Below are 16,955 nucleotides of genomic sequence, written 5' to 3'. Positions count from 1 at the left end.
CGACCCGCGGCCTCGCCCCGCGAACTCGGGCGTCGACATCGACGACGTCCCCGCCGGTCGAGGAACGGCGAAGGCGAGGCGTTCGGTCACCGCCGAAGCGGTGCAGGAGTACGCGGAGGGCGGCGTCGCCGCGCAGGGCGAAGCGCCGACAGCCGGCGCGCCCGACCGCGAGTTCGTCAAGGGCGGCGAGACGACGGAGCCGTACCGCGGCATCCGCCGCACAATCGGCGAGCAGATGGCGGAATCGAAGTACACGGCGCCCCACGTCACGCACCACGACACCGCGGTCATCGACGACCTCGTGGCGACGCGCGAGAACCTCAAGGAGCGCGCCGCCGAGCAGGACGTGAAGCTCACGTACCTGCCGTTCGTGATGAAGGCGGTCGTCGCCGGCCTCAAGGAGTACCCCATCGTGAACTCGGAGCTCCGCGAGGCGGACGACGAGATCGCGCTCAAGCAGGACTACAACGTCGGCGTCGCGGTGGCGACCGACCACGGCCTGATGGTGCCGGTCGTCAAGCACGTCGACCAGAAGTCCATCCTCCAGGTCGCCCAGGACGTGAACGAACTCGCGGCGAAGGCCCGGGACCGCTCGATCTCCCGCGAGGAGATGCAGGGCGGGACGTTCACCATCACGAACTTCGGGGCGGTCGGCGGCGAGTACGCCACGCCGATCATCAACTACCCGGAGACCGCGATTCTGGGGCTGGGCGCCATCGACGAGCGCCCGGTCGCGGAGGACGGCGAGGTGCGCGCGGCGAAGACGCTGCCGCTGTCGCTGTCCATCGACCACCGCGTCATCGACGGCGCGGAGGCCGCGGAGTTCACGAACTACGTGATGGAGCGGCTGACTGACCCCGAACTACTACTACTCGAATAATGGTTGTTGGAGACGTATCCACTGGAACCGACTTAGCTGTCGTCGGGGGCGGCCCCGGCGGCTACGTAGCGGCGATTCGCGCCGGCCAACTCGGTCTCGACGTGACGCTCGTCGAGATGGACGCGTACGGCGGCACCTGCCTGAACTACGGCTGCATCCCGTCGAAGGCGATGATCACGGCGACCGACGTCGCCCACGAGGCCGGGCACGCCGAGGACATGGGCGTCTACGCGGACCCCGAGGTCGACGTCGCGGAGATGGTCGACTGGAAGGACGGCGTCGTCGACCAGCTGACGGGCGGCGTCGAGAAGCTCTGCAAGGCCAACGGCGTGAACCTCATGGAGGGCCGCGCGGAGTTCGCGGGCAACGACAAGCTCCGCGTCGTCCACGGCGGCGAGGGCCAGGGCTCGGAGACGATCACCTACGAGCACTGCGTCGTCGCGACCGGCTCCCGACCCATCGAGGTGCCGGGCTTCGACTTCGGCGACGACCCCGTGCTGGACTCCCGGCAGGCGCTCGCGATGGACGAACTGCCGGAGTCCATCGTGGTCGTCGGCGCTGGCTACATCGGCATGGAGCTGTCGACGGTGTTCGCGAAACTCGGCGTCGACGTCACGGTCGTGGAGATGCTGGACGGCATCCTCCCGACCTACGAGGACGACCTCGCGCGCCCCGTGAGGCAGCGCGCCGAGGAACTCGGCATCGACTTCCACTTCGGCCTCGCCGCCGATCACTGGGAGGAATCCGGCGACGGCATCGTCGTCGCTGCCGAAGACGAAGACGGCGACGTCACCGAGTTCGACACCGACAAGGTGCTGGTCGCGGTCGGCCGCGAACCCGTCACCGACACCCTGAATCTGGACGCCGTCGACCTCGAACCGAACGACGACGGCCGCCTCGAGACGGACACCCAGGCGCGCACGAGCGTCGAGAACGTGTTCGCCATCGGTGACGTCGCGCCCGGCCCGATGCTCGCGCACAAGGCCAGTAAGGAAGGCCAGGTCGCGGCCGAGGTCATCGCCGGCGAACCCGCCGCACTCGACTACCAGGCCGTCCCGGCAGCGGTCTTCACCGACCCCGAAATCGCGACTGTCGGCCTCAGCGAGGACGACGCCGCCGAGGAGGGCTTCGATCCCGTCGTCGGGAAGTTCCCGTTCAACGCCAGCGGCCGCGCGCTCACCACCGGCCACGCCGACGGCTTCGTGCGCGTCGTCGCCGACGACAACTCCGGATTCCTGCTCGGCGCGCAGATCGTCGGCCCGGAGGCAAGCGAACTCGTCGCGGAACTCGGCCTCGCCATCGAGATGGGCGCCACCCTCGAGGACGTCGCCTCCACCATCCACACCCACCCGACGCTCGCCGAATCCACGATGGAGGCCTGCGAGCACGCGCTCGGCCACGCCATCCACACACTGAACCGCTAATCCTGGGCCTCTCCCACGAGGGGCATCGTTCACTCCGTTGCGGCGCAGTGCACCCCCTGTCAGCCCGACGCACTTTTCCCCCGTCCACCGCCTACACGAGTGCATGGAAACGGTTACGCTCGGGCCGACCGGCACGTACTCCCACCGCGCCGCCAGCGCCGTCACCGACGACGGCATCTCCTTCGCGGAGTCCGTGCGCGGCATCGCTGACGCCGTCGCGAACGGCGACGCCGACCGCGGCGTCGTCCCAATCGAGAACAGCATCGAAGGCTCCGTCACCGAGACGCTCGACACCCTCGCCGACGTCGAACTCGCGGTCGTCCGCGAAGTCGTCACCCCCGTCCGGCACGCGCTCATCGCGCAAAGCGAGAACTTCGACACCGTCGCCAGTCACTCCCAGGCGCTCGCCCAGGTCCGGGACTACCTCGACGAGAACTACCCCGACGCCGACCGCGAAGCCGTCGCGTCCACCGCGCAGAGCGTCGAAATCGCCCGCGACGACCCCACCGTCGCCGGCATCGCCCACCCCGACAACGCCACTGGGGACCTCCAGGTGATCGCCGAAGACATCCAGGACCGCACCAGCAACTCCACGCGCTTCTTCGTCGTCGCGCCGCCCGGCGAGCGCTCCCGGGCCGGCGGCAAATCCTCGTTCGTCGTCTACCCCAACGCCAACTACCCCGGCCTGCTGCTCGAACTCCTGGAGCCGTTCGCCGACCGCGACATCAACCTCTCCCGGGTCGAATCCCGTCCCAGCGGCGAACGCCTCGGCGACTACCTCTTCCACATCGACGTCGACGCCGGCCTCTACGAGGACCGCACCCAGGCCGCCCTCGACGAAATCGAAGCCATCGCCGCCGACGGCTGGGTCCGCCGCCTCGGCTCCTACGACGTCGAACACGTCGTCTAAACGCACTTTTTGCGCTGCGGGGTCGCCAAAGGCGACCCCTCGCAAAAACGTGCGGAAAAAGCACTCCTCGCTCCCGTCGCGCTCGCTGCGCTCGCGCGGTAGTCACTCGTCGGCCAGCGCTCGCTCCCGGTGGTCGCTCGCGCTGTGAACCGCGGCCTTCGGGTTCTTCGAACCGCTCAGGCCGCGGATGCTTGCTGTCGGGGGTGGTTAGATCTGTGTTTGCGGCCCCAGGGTGCCTGAAATCTAGCCGGTAGCTTTTCCGGGATTCGCGTGGAATTGACACGTATGGTGTCCCGAGGAAGCCCATTCGACGAACTCGAACGGCTGCTCGACCGAATGAACGAGGCGCGGGAGCGCGCCGGCGGCGGGCTCGCCGTGGACGTGGCGGACGAGGGCGACAGCTTCGTCCTGACCGCCGACCTCCCGGGGTTCGAGCGGGACGACATCGACGTTGAGGTCCACGAGCGCACGCTCCGCATCGACGCCACCCACCGCTCCGAAACCGAGGAGGAGTACGAAGACGGTGACAACTACATCCGCCGCGAGCGCAGCAAGCGGTCGCTGTCGCGCAGCGTCACGCTCCCCGAGGACATCGAGGAGGGCGACGCCAGCGCGTCCTTCGAGAACGGCGTGCTGACCGTCATCCTCCCGAAGTCCCACGCCACCGAGGAGTCCACGAGCGTCGAAATCGAATAGGCGTCGCCGGCGCCAGCGTCCGTTCTCACGGCGGTTTCGGCCGACGACGACGCGCCGCAGGGCGCGGTCCGTACGTCCCGCAGCCGCGGCAGTGCCCCGTGCTACCGTTCGGCAAGTATTGCCGGAGACTGACAGGTCACCAGTCACGATGGGAGGGCTTTTGGCCTGCGGGACTGTCACGTCGGATATGACCTACGAGCCGCGGGAAATCGAGCGCAAGTGGCAGGACCGCTGGGAGGACGGCGGTCGCTACCACGCGGACCCGCCGACGGCGGCCGGCGACGACGAGGACGCGACGTTCGTCACAGTCCCCTATCCCTACCCGTCAGGCGGGATGCACATCGGACACGCTCGCACCTATACGGTCCCCGACGTCTACGCTCGCTACCGGCGCCTGCAGGGCGACAAGGTTCTGTTCCCCATCGCGTGGCACGTCACCGGCACGCCCATCATCGGCGCGGTGAACCGCCTCCAGAAGCGCGAGGAAGAACAGATGTCCGTGCTCCGGGACACCTACAACGTCCCGGAGTCCGAACTCGACGAGCTGGAGACGCCGATGGGGTTCGCGCGCTACTTCATCGAGAACCACTACAAGCGGAACATGAAGTCCCTGGGGCTCAGCGTCGACTGGCGCCGGGAGTTCACGACGAACGACGAGCGCTACTCGAAGTTCATCGAGTGGCAGTACGAGACGCTGCGCGATAACGGCCGCCTCGAGAAGGGGCTGCATCCCGTGAAGTACTGCACCGACGAGGAGAACCCCGTCACCACCCACGACATCCTGGAGGGCGAGGAGGCGGAGTTCCAGGAGTACACGCTCGTCAAATTCGAAGCCGGCGACACGGTCGTTCCGATGGCGACGCTGCGCCCCGAGACCGTTCGCGGCGTCACGAACGCGTACATCGACCCCGACGCCCACTACGTCGAAGCGAACGTCGACGGCGAGCGGTGGCTGGTGAGCGACCAGGCCGCGGAGAAACTCGTCCTCCAGCAGCGCGACGTCGAAATCCTCGACCGGTTCACGGGCGACGCGCTGGTCGGGGAACGCGTCACCAACCCCGTCACCGGCGAGGACGTGCTCGTGTTGCCCGCGGCGTTCGTGGACGCCGACAACGCCACGGGCGTCGTGATGTCCGTGCCCGCGCACTCGCCGGACGATTGGGTGGCCCTGCAGGAGGCGAAGGCGGACGACGAGCGGATGCGCAAGTACGGCATCGACCCGGCGGAGGTCGACGCCATCGAACCGAAGGCCATCCTCGACATCGACGCCTACGACGACCCGTTCCCGGCGAGGGCGGCCGTCGAGGAGTACGGCATCGAGTCGAGCGACGACCACGCCCTCGAGGACGCCACCCAGGAGGTGTACAACCGGGAGTTCCACAGCGGCGAACTCAAGGACGTGTACGGCGAGTACGGCGGACAGGTCGTCGAGGACGTCCGCGAGGAACTCGACGAGCACTTCCAGTCCCAGGGCGCCTTCGACTCGATGTACGAGTTCTCCGAGGAGGTCGTCTGCCGGTGCGGCGGCGAGGTCGAGGTCGCGAAACAGGACACGTGGTTCCTGACGTACAACGACGAGGGCTGGAAGGAACTCGCGCACGACGCCATCGCGGACCTGGACGCCATCCCCGAGAACACCCGCGACCAGCTCGACCACACCGTCGACTGGCTGAACGAGTGGCCGTGCATCCGCAACTACGGCCTCGGTACGAAGCTGCCGTGGGACGACGACTTCGTCATCGAGCCGCTGTCGGACTCCACGGTGTACATGTCCTACTACACCATCGCCCACCGCCTCCAGGACGTCCCGCCGGCGGAGATGGACCGAGAGTTCTTCGACACGCTGTTCTACGGCGCCGACGCGGTAGCCGACCCCGACGAGCGCGCCCTGGCGTTGCGCGACGAGTGGGAGTACTGGTACCCCGTCGACTACCGGGTGTCGGGCAACGACCTGGTGTCGAACCACCTGACGTTCTACCTGTTCCACCACACCGACCTCTTCGAAGAGTCGAAGTGGCCCCAGGGCATCACCATCATGGGCATGGGCCTGCTGGAGGGCGAGTCGATGTCGTCCTCGAAGGGGCACGTCGTCCTCCCCACCGAGGCCATCGAGGAGTACGGCGCGGACACCGTGCGGTTCTTCCTGCTGAACTCCGCGGAGCCCTGGCAGGACTTCGACTGGCGCGGCGACGAGGTCGGCACCACGCGGGACCAGCTCGCGCGGTTCTACGAGCGCGCACAGGACGTCGCGGAGCGCGCCGCGGGCCTCGGCGACCGCGAGGACGTCGACTTGGAGCGCATCGACCGCTGGCTGCTGTCGAAACTCCAGTCCACCATCCGGGCCGCCACCGACGCGATGGACAACTTCCAGACGCGGAAGGCCAGCCAGGAGGCGTTCTACCACTTCGAGGAGCACCTGACGTGGTACCGAAAGCGCACGGACCTGGACCGCGAGGGCGCGCGCTGGACGCTCCGCGAGGTCCTGCTGACCCGCCTGCGGTTGCTCGCACCAATCGTGCCGTTCGTCGCGAACGAACTCCACGACGAACTGGTCGGCCGCCCCGTCGGCCAGGACGACTGGCCGGAGCCCGACCCCGAACTGGAGTCCGAGCGCGTCGAGGTCGAGGAGCGCCTCGTGGAGTCGCTGGCCGACGACGTCCGCGAGGTCGTGGACGTCACGGACACCGACCCGGACCAGATCACCATCTACACGGCGGCGCCGTGGAAGCAGACCGTCTACGAGACGGTCCGGGAGACCGGGCCGGACGTCGGCGCAGTGATGGGGTCCGTGATGCAGAACGAAAGCCTGCGGGAGCGCGGCGACGAGGTCAACGACCTCGCGCAGGACCTGGTCGCTGACGTCCGCGAGCGGTCCGACGAGGAACTGGCGGCGCTGGACGACGTCGACGAAGCCGACGTCTACGAGCAGGCCGCGGGCTTCCTGGCGCGCCAGTTCGACGCCACCGTCGACGTGGTGCCGGAGTCCGAGACGGACGCCGAGCGCGCGTCCCGCGCGGTGCCGTTCCGGCCCGCCATCGACCTCCAGTAGGGCGGCCCGTTCGGAATCCGCCGCCCCTGGAGCGGCACCCCGGAGTAACGATTTTTGCCGTTCGGGTCAAATATCCAACTATGAGCGAGCGTGCCGACAGCGGTTCGTACAGTGTCGGCCCGACGCCCCACGTGAAGTCGAACCCGGAGATGTCCGGTATCGGCCTGGCGATGGCGGCCCTCCTCGCGGTGTTGCTGTTGCCGCTCCTGCCGTTCATCGTCGTCATCTGGGGGTTCGGCAAACTCCTGGGCCGGGGTGCGTGACGCGACAACACGACCGAACTCGGAGGAACCAGCCGACGGCGAGCATCCGGCGACCGAGCGGTCCGGAAGACGCGGACGGTCGCCGGTTCACCGCGCAACCGTAGGGAGCGCGGGCCGACGAGCGACCGAAGGGAGAGAGGAGTGCTTTTTCCGCAAGTTTTTGCTGCGATCGGGCGACTCCGTCGCCCGCTCCGGCAAGAAGTGCGTCTTATACCCCGAGCAGATCGAATTCGTAGCCGTTGCCGTGTTCCTGGGCGTGTTCGTAGACGACGTGGGCGGCGGCGACGTCCTGGATGGCGAGGCCCGTGGAGTCGAACACCGTGACGCCGTCGTCGGGGGTGCGGCCGTCCGTCTGGCCGGTGACGATCTCGCCGACGTCGCCGTAGATGTCGTCGTCGGAGAGGACGCCCGCGTTGTAGGGGACGTTGATTTCGCCGGAGTGGGTGGTCTGGGCGTGGTCGTCGATGACGAGTTTGGCGCCGAGGAGGACGTCGTCGGCGAGTTCGTGTTTGCCTTCGGCGTCGGCGCCCATGGCGTTGACGTGGGTGTGGTCGCCGAGGTCGTCGGGGGAGACGATTGGGTCTTCGACGGGGGTGACCGTGGAGAGGACGTCGCAGTGGCCGGCGTCGCTGATCGAGCCCTCGCGGACGTCGAAGCGGTCCTGGAAGTGTTCGACGAACGCGCGAACGGCGTCCTCGTTGACGTCGCTGACGACGACTTCCTCGATGTCGCGGACGTCGGCGACGGCTTCGAGTTGGGCGTACGACTGGACGCCGGCGCCGACGACGCCGAAGCTACTGGCGTCCTCGACGGCGAGGTAGTCGGTGGCGACCCCCGCAGCGGCGCCCGTGCGTTGCAGGGTGAGTTCGGTGCCGTCCATGATGGCCAGCGGGTAGGCGTTCTCGGGGTCGGAGTACACCATCGTCCCCATGACTGTCGGGAGGTCGTAGTGCGTGGGGTTGTCCGGGTGGACGTTCACCCACTTGATGCCGGCGGCGTCCCAGTCCCCGGTGTCCAGGTACGCGGGCATCGAGCGGAAGTCCCCGTTGTACTGGGGGAGGTCGATGTAGGACTTCGCGGGCATCTGTGCGTCGCCCGTCTCGTAGGCGGCGAACGCGTCCTCGACGGCCGGAATCAACTCCGGCATTCGCACGTTCTCGCTGACGTCCTCCTTGTTGAGTAGCAGCGTCTCCATGCCGCAAAAATTGCAACCCCCGCACTTAGAACCTCCTTTGTCCGCCGACACCCGTCGCTGTCCGTGTATTTCGTCGAACAAAAATGCGAGCGTCTGTGAGCGGTCGGTGCGAGCGAACGTGGGCTTCGGGAGCGTCGGGGCCTGACGGCCGATGTGGAGTTAGTGGCCGAAGTTCACATCATGCCGCCCATGCCGCCGCCCATGCCGCCGCCCATGCCGCCTGCGCCGGGGCCGCCGGCGGGTTCTTCGCCGCCGTCGTCGCCGACCTGGCCGCCTGCGAGGTCGCCCGCGGCGATGACGTCGTCGATGCGGAGGATCATCACGGCCGCCTCGGTGGCGGACTCGATGGCCTGCGTCTTCACGCGGAGCGGTTCGACGACGCCTTCGTCGTTCATGTCGATGACTTCGCCGGTGTAGGCGTCGAGGCCGGCGCCGGATTCGCTGGCGTCGTGACGGCTGCGGAGGTCCACGAGGGAGTCGATGGGGTCGTGGCCCGCGTTCTCGGCGAGGGTGCGCGGGATGACTTCCAGAGCGTCCGCGAACGCTTCGACGGCGAGCTGCTCGCGGCCGCCGACGGAGTCCGCGAAGTCGCGGAGCTCCATCGCGAGTTCCGTCTCGGGTGCGCCGCCGCCGGGGAGGACTTTGCCGTCCTCGAGGGTGACGCGCACGACGCCGAGGGAGTCCTCGATGGCGCGCTCGACTTCGTCGACGACGTGCTCGGTGCCGCCGCGGAGGATGAGGGTGACGGACTTCGCTTCTTCGACGTCTTCGACGAAGATGCGTTCGTCGCCGCCGATGTCCTTCTGGGCGACGCTGCCGGCTTCACCGAGGTCGTCGGCTTCGATGTCCGTGACGTTCGCGACCGGGGTCGCGCCGGTGGCGCGGGACAGACGGGTGAAGTCGTCGGATTTCACGCGGCGGACAGCGAGGATGCCTTCCTGCGCGAGGTAGTGCTGGGCCATGTCGTCGATGCCGCCGTCGACGAAGACGACGTTGGCGCCGGCGTCGGCGAGGGCGTCGACCATCTCCTGGAGCTGCTTCTCTTCCTGGTCGAGGAACTGCTGGAGCTGGTCGGGGTCGGTGACGTTGACCTCGGTGTCGATCTCGGTCTCCTTGACTTCGAGGCCGTCGTCGACGAGCGCGATTTTGGCGTCCTCGACGCCGTAGGGCATGTTCTCGTTGACGCGCTCCTTGTCGACGATGACGCCCTCGATGAGTTCGGAGTTCTCGGTGGCGCCGCCGGTGACCTTCTCGACTTTGACGTTGTCCGTGTCGACGTCGCCGCCGTTGGCGACCGACTGGACGGCGCGGACGACGAGTTCCGAGAGGGTGTCCTTGGCGTTCTCCGCGCCCTTGCCGGTCATGGCGGTCGCGGCGATCTTCTCGAGTTCCTCGGTGTCGTCCGGGGAGATGTCGATTGCCTTCTCGTCGAGGAACTCCTTGGCCTTCTGGGAGGCCTGGCGGTACCCCTGCGCGAGCGTGGTCGCGTGGATGTCCTGTTCGAGGAGGTCCTCGGCCTCCGAGAGGAGTTCACCGGAGACGATGACGGCGGATGTCGTGCCGTCGCCGACTTCGATCTCCTGTGTCTCGGCGACCTCGACGATCATGTTGGCCGCCGGGTGCTCGATGTCCATCTCCTTGAGGATGGTGACGCCGTCGTTCGTGACGACGACCTCGCCCGTGGAGTCCACGAGCATCTTGTCCATGCCTTTCGGGCCGAGGGTGGTTCGGACGGCCTCGGAGACGGCTTTCCCGGCGGTGATGTTCATCGACTGTGCGTCCTCTCCGGAGGTTCGCTGGCTCTCCTCGGAAAGTACAATAAGTGGCTGATTGCCCATCTGCTGCGCCATAGTCACTCATTGATTGAATGCGATTCTATTTAAACCTTGTGCGCAAGAGAATACCACACCCATCGAGACGCCCTCACACGCCGGTCCGTAGCCAGAACGAGATTCCACATACGAGTTGTTTATTACTGATTTGTCGCCAGATCCCTGCGAGCGACCGCGAGCGCTTCAATCCAACGAGAGCGCAAGCGCCGGAGAACCGGGAACGGACCAAGCGGAGACCGGGGCGGGAGCAGGAAGAACCGGACGCAGAATCAGCGGAACGCGGACCGAAGGCCGATCAGAGGGCGTCAGAGCGTTCCCTGGACTACCCGGGGAACTCGTGGTACTCCATGCCCTGCTGTTTCAGTTCCTCGGCGCGCTTGCGTTCGAGGTACGAGTAGACGGCGCCGTGGGGCGCACCGTCCAGCAGCATCTCTGCGGCCGAGCGCGCGACGTCGACCTCGTTCGGCTGGCCGATGACGCCGAACGTAGAGCCGTAAATCACGACGCTTGCGCCCGTGAGTTCCTCCATGAGCTCGCGCGTGCGGCCGTCCTCGCCGATGAGGCGCCCCTTCTTGCGGCGGAGGTCGTTGTCGTTGCGGGCGGCCCGCTCGATGTCGATGGTGTCGAACATCCGCATCTCGTCGTCCAGCAGACTCAGGGCGGCGTCCGGGTCGAACCCGCGGCCGATGGCGCGCACGATCTCCGGCGCCTGCATGCCGCGAACGGGGTCGCCGTTGCGCTCGATGGCGACCGAGCCGTCCTGGGAGTTGACGTCGAGGCGGACCTCGGCGGCTTGCTCGATTCGGCGGAGCGTCTCACCCCCCTCGCCGATGAGCGTCCCGATGCGGTCCTGCGGAATCTTCACGTGTTTCATATACACCAAATACTTGGCGTGCGCGTAAAAGCCTTCTCTCCCTCGTACGACGGTTTCACGCCGCTTGGGCGGTGCTGACAGTCCGCCGCTTAGGCGACGCTGACGGCCAGCGAATCGTCCACGACCAGTTCGAGTTCGTCGCCGTCCACGGTCACCGTCACGCGGGCGGCGTCCCCGTCACGTTCGACGTCGTCGAACCACCGTAGTTCCCAGATACGAGCGTTCCGGACGCTCCGGCCGTGGTCGTGGTAGAATGCGACGACTGCCGGGTGGTCGAGCGCGAGCATCGACGCGATGCCCCGGAACGCGGCACCGCAGCGCTCGCACTCGAAGACGGCCTGTGGCCCGTAGTCGTTTTCCTCGAGGAATCCCGTTGTGGGCCCGCTACATTGGGGGCAGAAGCCGTCAGCGCACTGGCGAATTTGCGTGCGGAGGTAGCCGTCGATGGCGGCGGCGAGGTCGTCCTCGCGGCCGTCGACGAACGCCGGCGGGACGCCCCCACCGACAAGGTTCATCCCGCAGTCAGTGCACTCGACGCGCCCGAGTTCGTCCTCGTAGCGCGCTTCCAGGGTCCCCCCGCAGTCGAAGCACGTGCCGTCGACCGGCACCGGCCCGACAGATGCGTCCTCCGTGTAGACGCCGGAGTGTAGCGCCGCGACGAGTTTCTGTCCGGCGAACCGGAGTTCGTAGCCGTCGTCGGTCTGTTCGACGAACCGCCCGCGGAGTTCGCCGAGGTGGTAGTTGAACCGCCCGGAGTCCCGGACGTCGACGCGAGTCCGGAGGTCGGAGAATGCGAGCGGGTCGTCGGCATCCCAGAGTTCCCGGAGGATGCGCACGCGGAGTTCGTCCGCGACCGCGGCGAACGCGTCCTCTGCGTCTGCTGTCATGTACGACCGACGCGACTGGACTTGCTTCAGCCTTCCGCCACGACCAGGCCCGTGCAAACCGGTTCATCCGACGCGGCCGGAGCCCACGGTCGCTGGAATTGGAGCATCGGCTGGAGCCTACGGCCGCTGGAAGCCGACGGCCGCCCGCGCACGCTCGCGCTCGTCCTCGGTGAGACGGTACGCAGCGAGTTCCGCCCGGACGTCGGGGATGGCGGCGCGGCGGCGCTGGTGGTCGGCGAGGAACTCGGCGATGCGGTCGGCAGCGAGGTCCTTCAGTTCGCCGGAGAGCAACTCTCCGCTGCGGTAGGCTCGCTCGATGCGTGCGAGTTCCCGGTCGTCGGGTTCGAAGAACGCCGACAGGTACTGGAAGGGCACGTCCACGTCGGGGTCGCCGCCGTGTTCGCGGTGCTCTTCGACGCTCGCTCGGCCGCCCGTGAAGGCGTGCGTGCGAATCTTCTCGCGGACCGTCTCCGCGTCGTCGGTCAGCCGGATTGCGACGCCCTCAGAACTGCTCATCTTCCCCGGCCCGCCCAGCGACGGCAGGAACTGCATCAGCAACGCGCCGGGCTTCCGGACCGGGTACCGGGCTTTCGACGCGACGTCCCGACTGACGCGGACGTGGGGGTCCTGGTCGACGGCGATGGGGACGAGCGTCGCGTGCTCGCCGTGCACGAGTTGCGGGAGCAGGAGGTGGGCCGTCTGCACCGCGGGATAGAACGCCTGCCCGACGTTCGACGGCGTGCCGTAGACGGCCTCGAGCGTCGAGTGCGTGACGTCCGTCCCGAATGCCGTCGCCAGCGGGTAGACGACGTCGGCGTCCTCCGTGTCCACGACGATGCGCGTCAGCGCCGGGTCGAATCCCACCGCGAGGAGGTCACGGAGGTTCTCGCGGAGGTACTCGGTGGTCTCCGTGGGCGTCTGGTCCTTGAACGCGTACTTCTCGTCGTCGGAGACGGGGACGTAGACGCGCGCGCCGAACGCGTCCTGGAGGCGCTTCGCGAAGTAGAACACCATCGCGTGCCCGAGGTGCATCGGGCCGGACGGGCCGACGCCCGTCACGACGGACTGGGGTTCGCTGGCGAGGAAGTCGTCGACGTCGCGGCCGGCGTAGAACAGGCCGCGGCGCACGAGTGGCTGGTCGGGGAATCGCTGTCGCTGTTCGCGGGTCAGTGCCTCGGCGCCGAAGCGGGCGAGCAGTTTCTCGTAGTCGACGTCGCCCTCGACGCTGTACGGTGTGACTGAGTCGGCTGGCATGTGTGGTGGGTGGCGCGGTAGGTACTCGGCGAGCGGTGCGCGAGAGAAGCGAGGGAGCCCCGCACGCGACCCGGCCGGGTGACGCCCGTCAGGCCGCTGCGGCGAGACTGTCCGCTCCCGGAGCGCGCCAGCGCCAGCCGATGGGAGCGGACTGCATACGCGACTATCCGCGAGACGGTGGAAAAAGCGTTGTGATGGCGGTCGACCACCGCCAGTTCCTGCGCCATCGCTCAGCTGTGGTCTGATGTGTCGTCCGGCGCGCGCCGTCGCCCAATTACTCGTCGCTGTGCCGTCCGTCGTCAACCGTCACCGGCCCCTCGACCGGCGTTCAGCCGTCCGTCGGCTCGGTGTCCGCTGGCTCGTCGACCGTCGTCCGCGGGTCGTCCGTGTCGTCGTCCGAACGGGGATTCGCGTTCTCGATGACGTAGTCGTACAGCGCCTCGGCGTCCACGTCCGCGCCCTGCCGTTCGAAGAAGTTCGCGACGTTCCGACAGTCCCGCTGCAGGAACTCGTCGTGGTTGTTGTGGTGAATCGTCACCGCCTGCCCGACGTCGATGACGACGAGTTCCCCGTCGTACACCACGAGGTTGTACTCCGAGAGGTCGCCGTGCACGAGGCCGGCGTCGTACAGGCGCCGCATGTACTCCCGGACCACCTCGAACGCCGTTTCCGGGTTCTCGACGTCCACGTCCGCGAGCGTCGGCGCGGCGTCGCCCTCCTGGCCGATGAGCTCCATCACCAGCACGTTCCGCTGGACGGCGATCGGCTCCGGGACGCGTACCCCCGCTTCCGCGGCGCGCCGCAGGTTCGAGTACTCCTTCTGCGTCCACGACAACACCACGGCCTTCTTGTCGCCGCGAATCCCCTCGAAGCGCGGGTCGCCCTCCAGGTACTCCCGCATCTGCTGGAAGTTCGACGCGTTGATGCGGTAGATCTTCACCGCGACGTCGCCGCCCTCGTCGTCGAGCGCCTCGTAGACGTTCGCCTCCTTCCCCGTCGAAATCGGGCCGCCGAACGCCCCGATGTAGCCGTCCTGGACGAGTTTGTAGATGGCGGCGAACGTCGCGTCGTCGAACGCGCCGTCCAGGACCTTGAACTGGTCGGCGTCCTTCAACCGGTCCCGGAACTGCTCGAACTCGCGGTCGCGACGGCGCGCGATGCGGTCGGCTTCCGTGTCCGAGACGTCGATCTCCTCGAACTCGTCGCCGGGCGCCCCCTCGGCGTCCTCGACGAGCTCGAACTCCTCAGTCACCGCAGACCCACCGTGGTGCTGTCACTCGATGTGCCCCTCCTCACGGAGTTGATCAGCCTCCGATTTCTCGTAGCGCCACACCACGTCCGCCTTCTCGTCCTGCCAGTCCCACGGCTCCACCAGCACGACGTCGTCCTCCCGGATCCAGATGCGTTTCTGCATCCGCCCGGGAATCCGTGCCGTCCGCTCTTTGCCGTCCGCGCAACGAACCCGCACCCGGTTCGCACCGAGCATGTCGGTGACCTCCGCGAATACCTCGTCCTCGTCGGGCATTCGCAGATTCTTCCGTCCACCATCGTCGTCGCTCATACCCTCAATCAGGGCCGCGAGCGATTTAAACCCTGCACACTTTCGCGGCCGCCACCACCCGACGCCGCTGGACCAGTACGTTTACCCCAATGGTCACGCTCGTGCCCGACATGCTCGACACGCTCGGCCTCTCCGGACTGTTCGGCGCCCTCCTCGTGCTCGCCGGCGTCGCCATCGTCGCAGTCAAAGCCCCGGTCGTCGCCGCCGGCATCGTCCTCGTCCTCCTCGGCCTCGGCCTCATCGTCCGCCGCGTCGCCAAATCACTCATGGGCGTGTTCGGGTTCTGAAACGCACTTTTTGCGCCGTCGCCGAAAGAGCGCGGAGCGCTCTTTCGAGAGCGGCCGAACACAAGGCGTTCGCTGTCTGAGCGACTCATCGATTCGCTCAGTGACGGGGACGCTTCGGTCCCTCGGACCACGGGGCTGCGACTTTGAGGCACCCAGTTTGCTCACGGCTTCGCCGTTCGCGCCGCTCGCGCGGTGACCCGCGACCGTCTGTTTCTTCGAACCATCTAGCTCGCGGCTGCTGGCTTCGACACCGGTGCCGGCAACCGGACAGCCGGTGGCGTAGGTTCAAATAGGAGGCCGGGACCAACCCGGTCCGTGACATGACGTCGACCCGGCGCGTCGCGGACGTCGACAGCGTCGTGCTCGCGGAGCGACTCGGGGTCCGTCAGTGAATCGTGGGCGGTGTCAGTGGTCACGGGAGGGTGGCGGGCTGGTCAGCGTAGTCGGATCGGTCAGCGCGCAATGCCCTGGAGGGAGTCGGAACGGGGATGATCGGCTCGTGATGGTACGAGCGGGAGTGCGGAGCAACAAAAGGTTGGTGACCTGCCAGTACGGATTACTGTGCGCCGGCCTCGACGCGCTCGGTTCCCGCCACGTGGCCGTCCGCGCCGACCGTCACGCGGAGCGTCTCGTCGGCGCCATTCGCCGCGACGTCGACCGCGACGCGCGGCGGGTCCCGTGATTCGACTGTCAGCGGGTCGTCGCTCAGGCACCAGTCGAACTGCCAGGGCGGTGCGTCCCCCGCCACGCCGTGCTCGTAGAGAAACCCGGAGACTACTGGGTGTTCCAGGACCGAGAACCCGACGCTCGACCGGTTGGTCGCCCCGCAGTTCTGGCAGTCGGTGACCACGAGCGTCGACAGCGGGAGCCCGGTCTCCGCGTCCAGTTCCAGGTCGCTCGTCATCGACCCGCCGCAGAACGGACAGAGCCCACCGCTCGCGCGTCGCGTGTGGGCGCGAGCGTGCAACGACACCGCGTCGAGCAGTTCCTCGTCGTCCCGGCGGGCCACGCCCTGCGGGGAGAACGACAGCATGAACAACTGGGTGTCGCAGTCCGCACACGACACCCGGAACATTCCGGCGTCGTACTCGCCCACGAGGGGCGCGCCACAGGTCGGACACGCGCCGTCGACGTCGATTCCCTCCCGGGACGGCGCGTCCACGTACGACCCAGCGTACACGGCGTTCACCACCAGCAGCCCCGTCGGCCGGAGGCGGTAGCCGTCGTCGGTCTTCTCCACGAAGTGGTCGGTGAGCTTCGAGAGGTGGTAGTTGAACCGCCCGGAGTCCCGCAAGCCGACCGCGTCCCGCACGTCGGAGTACGGCACCGGCGTCTCCTCACTCTGCCAGAGCGCGTCCACGATCTCGACGCGAACCGGGTCCGCGAGCAACCCGAACGCGTCCGCTGTCGCCTCGAAATCCGGCGTCGTCATGCCGAGACGTACGACGACCCGGGGTTTAGAATGTGGTGCAGTAGTGCGCCCGGGGACGAGAGCAGCACGTAGCAGTCGGCGCGACGTCAGTCGGCGGGGACGACGCCGGTGTCGTGGCCGGCGCGAATCGGTGTCTCCACCACCCAGAGGACGGCCGCGCAGCCGACGAAGGCCGCGTTGACGGCGGACAGCGCGACGTACGGCCCGAATGCGTCCGCGACGACGCCAGCGCCGAGCAACAGCGGGAACCGAACCACGGAGAACACGAGGGAGGCCGCGCTCATCGCGGTGGCGCGCCCGACCGACTCGATGCGGTCGTTGAGGTACCGCGACCGGACGGTGCGAACCACGGCGCCCATCGGCCGCATCGCGACGAACGCGGGCAGCACGAGCACGGCGCGAACGCCACGG

The 16,955-nt window shown here is 67.7% G+C and carries 15 protein-coding genes and 1 pseudogene; 7 read left to right on the top strand and 9 right to left on the bottom strand.

All coding sequences use genetic code 11. The annotated features are described in order from the left end of the window. From GRX66_RS09015 to GRX66_RS08990, 6 genes are all read left to right on the top strand, one after another. On the top strand, positions 1-880 hold an 880-nt coding region (locus GRX66_RS09015), incomplete at its 5' end, for a dihydrolipoamide acetyltransferase family protein (protein WP_201292971.1). Continuing rightward, complete coding sequence (gene lpdA, locus GRX66_RS09010) at positions 880-2,304, top strand: dihydrolipoyl dehydrogenase (protein ID WP_159526263.1); 1,425 nt, start codon at positions 880-882, stop codon at positions 2,302-2,304. The genes GRX66_RS09015 and lpdA, both read left to right, overlap by 1 nt. Before the next feature lie 103 nt (positions 2,305-2,407). Next, positions 2,408-3,214, top strand: a complete 807-nt coding sequence (pheA, locus tag GRX66_RS09005; RefSeq protein ID WP_159526262.1) for a prephenate dehydratase — start codon at positions 2,408-2,410, stop codon at positions 3,212-3,214. A 285-nt stretch (positions 3,215-3,499) separates the two neighbouring features. Then, positions 3,500-3,910 (top strand): Hsp20/alpha crystallin family protein, encoded by a 411-nt coding sequence (locus GRX66_RS09000; protein WP_159526261.1) that lies wholly within the window; start codon positions 3,500-3,502, stop codon positions 3,908-3,910. 187 nt (positions 3,911-4,097) lie between these two features. Then, a complete protein-coding gene (gene leuS, locus GRX66_RS08995) occupies positions 4,098-6,959 on the top strand; it encodes a leucine--tRNA ligase (RefSeq protein WP_159526260.1) in 2,862 nt (953 codons plus the stop codon). 80 nt (positions 6,960-7,039) lie between these two features. After that, positions 7,040-7,222 (top strand): DUF7535 family protein, encoded by a 183-nt coding sequence (locus GRX66_RS08990; RefSeq protein WP_159526259.1) that lies wholly within the window; start codon positions 7,040-7,042, stop codon positions 7,220-7,222. 208 nt (positions 7,223-7,430) lie between these two features. Here GRX66_RS08990 and GRX66_RS08985 read toward each other — a convergent pair whose 3' ends face one another. The 7 genes from GRX66_RS08985 to eif1A form a co-directional block, all read right to left on the bottom strand. Beyond that, a complete protein-coding gene (locus tag GRX66_RS08985; RefSeq protein ID WP_159526258.1) occupies positions 7,431-8,417 on the bottom strand; it encodes an ornithine cyclodeaminase family protein in 987 nt (328 codons plus the stop codon). 173 nt (positions 8,418-8,590) lie between these two features. Then, entirely contained in the window at positions 8,591-10,267 is a 1,677-nt protein-coding gene (gene thsA / locus GRX66_RS08980; RefSeq protein WP_394351516.1) for a thermosome subunit alpha, read from the bottom strand. A gap of 304 nt (positions 10,268-10,571) precedes the next feature. Then, positions 10,572-11,123, bottom strand: coding sequence for a KH domain-containing protein (locus GRX66_RS08975; RefSeq protein ID WP_159526257.1), 552 nt, complete (start codon positions 11,121-11,123; stop codon positions 10,572-10,574). An 89-nt stretch (positions 11,124-11,212) separates the two neighbouring features. Then, complete coding sequence (locus GRX66_RS08970; protein ID WP_159526256.1) at positions 11,213-12,010, bottom strand: ArsR/SmtB family transcription factor; 798 nt, start codon at positions 12,008-12,010, stop codon at positions 11,213-11,215. 117 nt (positions 12,011-12,127) lie between these two features. Further along, positions 12,128-13,264 carry a tryptophan--tRNA ligase gene (locus GRX66_RS08965; RefSeq protein ID WP_159526255.1) on the bottom strand — a complete coding sequence of 379 codons (1,137 nt, stop codon included), beginning with the start codon at positions 13,262-13,264 and terminating at the stop codon, positions 12,128-12,130. Between the two features lie 328 nt (positions 13,265-13,592). Then, entirely contained in the window at positions 13,593-14,516 is a 924-nt protein-coding gene (gene rio1 / locus GRX66_RS08960) for a serine/threonine-protein kinase Rio1 (RefSeq protein WP_325064023.1), read from the bottom strand. A gap of 21 nt (positions 14,517-14,537) precedes the next feature. Then, positions 14,538-14,825 (bottom strand): translation initiation factor eIF-1A, encoded by a 288-nt coding sequence (eif1A, locus tag GRX66_RS08955; protein WP_159526254.1) that lies wholly within the window; start codon positions 14,823-14,825, stop codon positions 14,538-14,540. A gap of 110 nt (positions 14,826-14,935) precedes the next feature. Between eif1A and GRX66_RS19505 the strand changes: the two genes are divergently transcribed. Continuing rightward, a complete protein-coding gene (locus tag GRX66_RS19505; protein ID WP_201292970.1) occupies positions 14,936-15,112 on the top strand; it encodes a DUF7470 family protein in 177 nt (58 codons plus the stop codon). A 556-nt stretch (positions 15,113-15,668) separates the two neighbouring features. On the opposite strand, the gene GRX66_RS08950 is transcribed toward GRX66_RS19505, so the two are convergent. Together GRX66_RS08950 and GRX66_RS08945 are read right to left on the bottom strand one after the other, a co-directional pair. Then, entirely contained in the window at positions 15,669-16,544 is an 876-nt protein-coding gene (locus GRX66_RS08950) for an ArsR/SmtB family transcription factor (RefSeq protein WP_159526253.1), read from the bottom strand. Positions 16,545-16,630: 86 nt separating this feature from the next. Continuing rightward, positions 16,631-16,955 (bottom strand): annotated as a pseudogene (locus GRX66_RS08945) (MFS transporter); the annotation flags it as partial.

It is taken from the genome of Halobacterium bonnevillei (assembly GCF_009831555.1).
GTDB classification, from domain to species: domain Archaea; phylum Halobacteriota; class Halobacteria; order Halobacteriales; family Halobacteriaceae; genus Halobacterium; species Halobacterium bonnevillei.
Note: the sequence above shows the minus strand (reverse complement) of the source record. Positions and strands in the feature narration are given on the sequence as shown.

Excerpts from the sequence above, each read along its gene's own strand:
- GRX66_RS08950 (WP_159526253.1), bottom strand. The coding sequence starts at position 16,544 with ATGACGACGCCGGATTTCGAGGCGACAGCGGACGCGTTCGGGTTGCTC.
- GRX66_RS08965 (WP_159526255.1), bottom strand. The coding sequence starts at position 13,264 with ATGCCAGCCGACTCAGTCACACCGTACAGCGTCGAGGGCGACGTCGAC.
- GRX66_RS08985 (WP_159526258.1), bottom strand. The coding sequence starts at position 8,417 with ATGGAGACGCTGCTACTCAACAAGGAGGACGTCAGCGAGAACGTGCGA.
- GRX66_RS09000 (WP_159526261.1), top strand. The coding sequence starts at position 3,500 with ATGGTGTCCCGAGGAAGCCCATTCGACGAACTCGAACGGCTGCTCGAC.
- thsA (WP_394351516.1), bottom strand. The coding sequence starts at position 10,267 with ATGGCGCAGCAGATGGGCAATCAGCCACTTATTGTACTTTCCGAGGAG.
- lpdA (WP_159526263.1), top strand. The coding sequence starts at position 880 with ATGGTTGTTGGAGACGTATCCACTGGAACCGACTTAGCTGTCGTCGGG.
- pheA (WP_159526262.1), top strand. The coding sequence starts at position 2,408 with ATGGAAACGGTTACGCTCGGGCCGACCGGCACGTACTCCCACCGCGCC.
- leuS (WP_159526260.1), top strand. The coding sequence starts at position 4,098 with ATGACCTACGAGCCGCGGGAAATCGAGCGCAAGTGGCAGGACCGCTGG.
- GRX66_RS08970 (WP_159526256.1), bottom strand. The coding sequence starts at position 12,010 with ATGACAGCAGACGCAGAGGACGCGTTCGCCGCGGTCGCGGACGAACTC.
- GRX66_RS08990 (WP_159526259.1), top strand. The coding sequence starts at position 7,040 with ATGAGCGAGCGTGCCGACAGCGGTTCGTACAGTGTCGGCCCGACGCCC.
- GRX66_RS08975 (WP_159526257.1), bottom strand. The coding sequence starts at position 11,123 with ATGAAACACGTGAAGATTCCGCAGGACCGCATCGGGACGCTCATCGGC.
- eif1A (WP_159526254.1), bottom strand. The coding sequence starts at position 14,825 with ATGAGCGACGACGATGGTGGACGGAAGAATCTGCGAATGCCCGACGAG.
- GRX66_RS19505 (WP_201292970.1), top strand. The coding sequence starts at position 14,936 with ATGCTCGACACGCTCGGCCTCTCCGGACTGTTCGGCGCCCTCCTCGTG.